Annotated in this window: 5 protein-coding genes; 2 read left to right on the plus strand and 3 right to left on the minus strand. The window is 38.5% G+C overall.

All coding sequences use genetic code 11. From position 1 onward, the window contains the following. Nucleotides 1-169: 169 nt before the first annotated feature. Complete coding sequence (locus tag V7K31_RS07860) at nucleotides 170-769, plus strand: hypothetical protein (RefSeq protein ID WP_335093624.1); 600 nt, start codon at nucleotides 170-172, stop codon at nucleotides 767-769. A gap of 52 nt (nucleotides 770-821) precedes the next feature. Here the strand turns inward: V7K31_RS07860 and V7K31_RS07865 are convergent, their stop codons facing one another. Further along, complete coding sequence (locus V7K31_RS07865) at nucleotides 822-1,025, minus strand: hypothetical protein (RefSeq protein WP_335093625.1); 204 nt, start codon at nucleotides 1,023-1,025, stop codon at nucleotides 822-824. A 227-nt stretch (nucleotides 1,026-1,252) separates the two neighbouring features. Here V7K31_RS07865 and V7K31_RS07870 point away from each other — a divergent pair, with 227 nt between their 5' ends. After that, the gene (locus V7K31_RS07870) at nucleotides 1,253-1,891 is read left to right on the plus strand and encodes a MarC family protein (protein WP_335093626.1); all 639 of its coding nucleotides are present in this window, start codon (nucleotides 1,253-1,255) and stop codon (nucleotides 1,889-1,891) included. Between the two features lie 86 nt (nucleotides 1,892-1,977). Here the strand turns inward: V7K31_RS07870 and V7K31_RS07875 are convergent, their stop codons facing one another. Together V7K31_RS07875 and V7K31_RS07880 are read right to left on the minus strand one after the other, a co-directional pair. Next, nucleotides 1,978-2,430: an Hsp20/alpha crystallin family protein gene (locus V7K31_RS07875; RefSeq protein WP_335093627.1), complete on the minus strand. Its 453-nt coding sequence runs from the start codon at nucleotides 2,428-2,430 to the stop codon at nucleotides 1,978-1,980. Nucleotides 2,431-2,820: 390 nt separating this feature from the next. Continuing rightward, nucleotides 2,821-3,213, minus strand: a complete 393-nt coding sequence (locus V7K31_RS07880) for a hypothetical protein (protein ID WP_335093629.1) — start codon at nucleotides 3,211-3,213, stop codon at nucleotides 2,821-2,823. Nucleotides 3,214-3,254 lie beyond the last annotated feature (41 nt).

Consider the following 3,254-nt stretch of genomic DNA (forward strand, 5'->3'; position numbering starts at 1 on the left):
TACTCATTTGCTCACGAGGTGCTGATGTCTTCAAATTTCAGCTTAAGCCTTGTGAGCTTTCTTACAAAAGCCCCCACTTTTAAAACATCCTCTAATTGACCGCAAATATAATCAGCTTAATATTGAACTTTTGCAGTGTACAGTTATCCGCAACAATCAAGATTTTATTTTGCAGTTAATAGATATTGATAGTAATAATAAATACTCAATTCCAATATCGTATCAAGAATTAGAAATTAGCAAATCAAGTGATATTCCAGCACCACCACAGATTTTATTAGATTGGCTGGGTAATTGTACTGGAGAAGAACAGCAAGCAATTCTTAAACTTAGAGAGAAAGTTCTTGACTTTGATGAACGAATAAAGGAAGAAATAGAGGGTAAAAATGTGATTATGTATGGTAGGAGTAAGACTAAACCAGTAGCTGAAATTTACTATCAAAGGAGCAAGAGTAAACCAATTATATTTCTGTGGTTACCAACTCCTACATCATGGCGAAAAGAAGTGATTGGTAGAATAAGACTTTGGTTAGATGGTTCGGTTGTGACTCATGTCGGTCATGTGCCAGAGGGTTTTGGCAAGATGAAGCTGCAATCTGAATGGGATGCTATGCCAAGAGAGAAAAGACCCGGAAATTACTATCACAATAAATATTTAGCATTCCAATCTGGAATTTATAACAAATTTTTGCAACAAGACTTTCAAAGTACTGTTTTTTTAGAATCACTAGTAGATTTAGCACTATCCAAGTGGTTGACAAAAATCTAAATTTACATAGGCTTTGCTTTTTGTGATTGCACTATTCAATGAGCATTCTGATTTAGTCATCGGGAAACTGCCAAGATGAAATACTTTCTACATCTTTGCTGTTGCATTTAACACACTTAATGTCAAACACTGAATCCATCCACTCATAGCCGCAAGTACGACAATGACAAAAAATATTATTGTGGTTGGTATCTTTTATACCCTGATGCCATTGCTGTAGTTGGTCTGGATTTTGAAAAGGTAAATTATCAGACATTTTCATCAGCCCTTCGCTATCACCAGTCTACTTAAACGGTTGCCCCGATTGCGAGTTTCCTCTTTACCCTGGACAAATTGAGCCATGCGATCGCCTTTTTGCGCCAGTTTTTGGAAGTTTTTCACAGTTTTTCCGTTTTTTCGTAAAAGCAATAAAGTGGGTACAACCGCACCTTGACTATCTGCTAAACTCTGCTTCTAGGGAACCCAGATATCCAAATGTTGATCATGTCGTTAATTCCAAATACATTAGCAACCTTCATAGCTCTTTTCCCGATCGCCAATCCAATCGGTGCAGTTCCGGTTTTTTACAGTTTAACAGCGAGGGAAACATCATCTGGGCGTCATCAGCAGGCAAAACAAACTGCTACAAATGTCGTTTTAATTTTAGCTGTGTTTTTAGTCGCTGGCAGATGGATACTAGAATTTTTTGGAATCTCACTAAATGTATTGCGAGTGGCAGGCGGATTACTTGTTGCTCATACAGCGTGGGAAATGGTTACAGTTCGTCAACGACTAACTCAATCAGAAAATGATGAGGCTATAAATAAAGAGGATATTTCTTTTACACCAATGGCAATCCCATTGGTCAGTGGGCCTGGAGCAATTGGGGTAGTAACGAGTTTATCAATTAGCTTTAATGATTGGGTAGACTATCTAGAATCTTTAGTGGGAATTGTTTTAATCGGGATTAGCCTTTACCTGTGCCTCGTCTTAGGAGAGCCACTGATTAACAGGTTAGGAAAAAATGGTGTAGGAGCCTTAAATCGAGTTTTTGGTTTTTTCATCCTCGCAATTGGTGTAGGGTTTATTTCTGATGGTTCTATTTCCTTATTGAAAGATGCATTCCATATTCAAGTAAAATAATTTACAAAAAAGCCCAGTCATCTCATAACCGGGCTTTTAGCTATCTCAATCAATTATTGGAGGTAGAGTAGTTGCATTACAAGCAATTAAACAGTAAGTTGTTCTAAATTAACTTTGACAACTTTGTTCTTTTCTTGCTCGGACTTGGGCAGTGTCAAATTCAAAATGCCATCTTTATAATCTGCGGTGACATTGGTATTTTGAATTCGAGCAGATAGAGGAATTACACGTTGGAATTTACCATAGTAAAATTCGCTCTTAGTTGTACCATTGTTTTCGGTTTTAGTTTCAGACTTGCGTTCACCGCTAATGTGAACAGCGTCTTCGGTAACTTTAATATCTAGGTCTTTAGCTTCAAGTCCTGGGAGTTCTAGCTTGAGATAAATCGCATCATCAGTTTCGTGCAACTCAGCAGCCGGAACTCTGATAAAGCTTTTTTCCAACCGTCCAGATGGTACTCTGGTATCTCCAAGTAAGCCATTGATGTGACGTTCTAAAGTGTTCAATTCTTGCCAGGGGTTGTAACGACGAACTAGCATATTAATTTACTCCTTATACCAATAGTAGTTTTTTGCTCAATCAACTGAGGATTTAATTCCTTGTTTTGATTACCATATTATTGAGAAGTAACAAGCTTGTGAATTCGGTTATTATCACCAAATAATTGATGATTACCGCACAACTTTAGGCAGTAAAAAAGATTTAGGAGTGCGTAGTTTAGCGCCGAACGGCATCGCTTTACTGCAAAGCGATCGCCAACACCTTCACTTTCCTTTTTTTTCCTCTAAGAAATTTTCGGGTATCCATTCACACAAACTACACTTATCCTCCAAGATGAGGAGGCAAGCAGATTGAGGAGCAACGATGGAGCGATGAGTAGCTATTCATAGCTAATCTGACACCTCCCAGGAAACCCCCGCCAGAAGCGGTTAGCACTCAGAGGATGTTAATTGATATTCAATCCGCACTTGCTTAATGTCAGTTTGCTCAGATTCTAAAAACACGAGTTTTTCTACTTGCTGTAATCCCAAATTTTCAAACTGTTTAAGTTCCGAGTCTGATAATCCCCAAGGTGGGCCAGAGGGTTCATCTTCTGTATCTCGAACACGAGTAATCAGCAAAAGTGTGCCACCGGGAGCAACAAGGCAAGCAACTGAGGAGATAACTGAAGAACGCACATTCAAGGGCAAAGCTTGAATATTACGACATTCAAACACAAAGTCAAAGGCTTGATACCATTGTGTTGGAATTGCGAACAAATCTGCCACTATAGAACCCATTTGGGATCTTTGATTCCAAGTTAAGATAGACAGAAATGTCATATTCCAGCAACTTAACAGATAAAGAGTGGGAACTCATTGAG

Source organism: Nostoc sp., from assembly GCF_036917675.1.
In the GTDB taxonomy this organism is placed as follows: Bacteria; Cyanobacteriota; Cyanobacteriia; order Cyanobacteriales; family Nostocaceae; genus Nostoc.

What these genes read in the sequence shown, in the direction of transcription:
- V7K31_RS07870 (WP_335093626.1), top strand. Translation starts at nt 1,253, where the DNA reads ATGTCGTTAATTCCAAATACATTAGCAACCTTCATAGCTCTTTTCCCG.
- V7K31_RS07875 (WP_335093627.1), bottom strand. Translation starts at nt 2,430, where the DNA reads ATGCTAGTTCGTCGTTACAACCCCTGGCAAGAATTGAACACTTTAGAA.
- V7K31_RS07880 (WP_335093629.1), bottom strand. Translation starts at nt 3,213, where the DNA reads ATGACATTTCTGTCTATCTTAACTTGGAATCAAAGATCCCAAATGGGT.
- V7K31_RS07865 (WP_335093625.1), bottom strand. Translation starts at nt 1,025, where the DNA reads ATGTCTGATAATTTACCTTTTCAAAATCCAGACCAACTACAGCAATGG.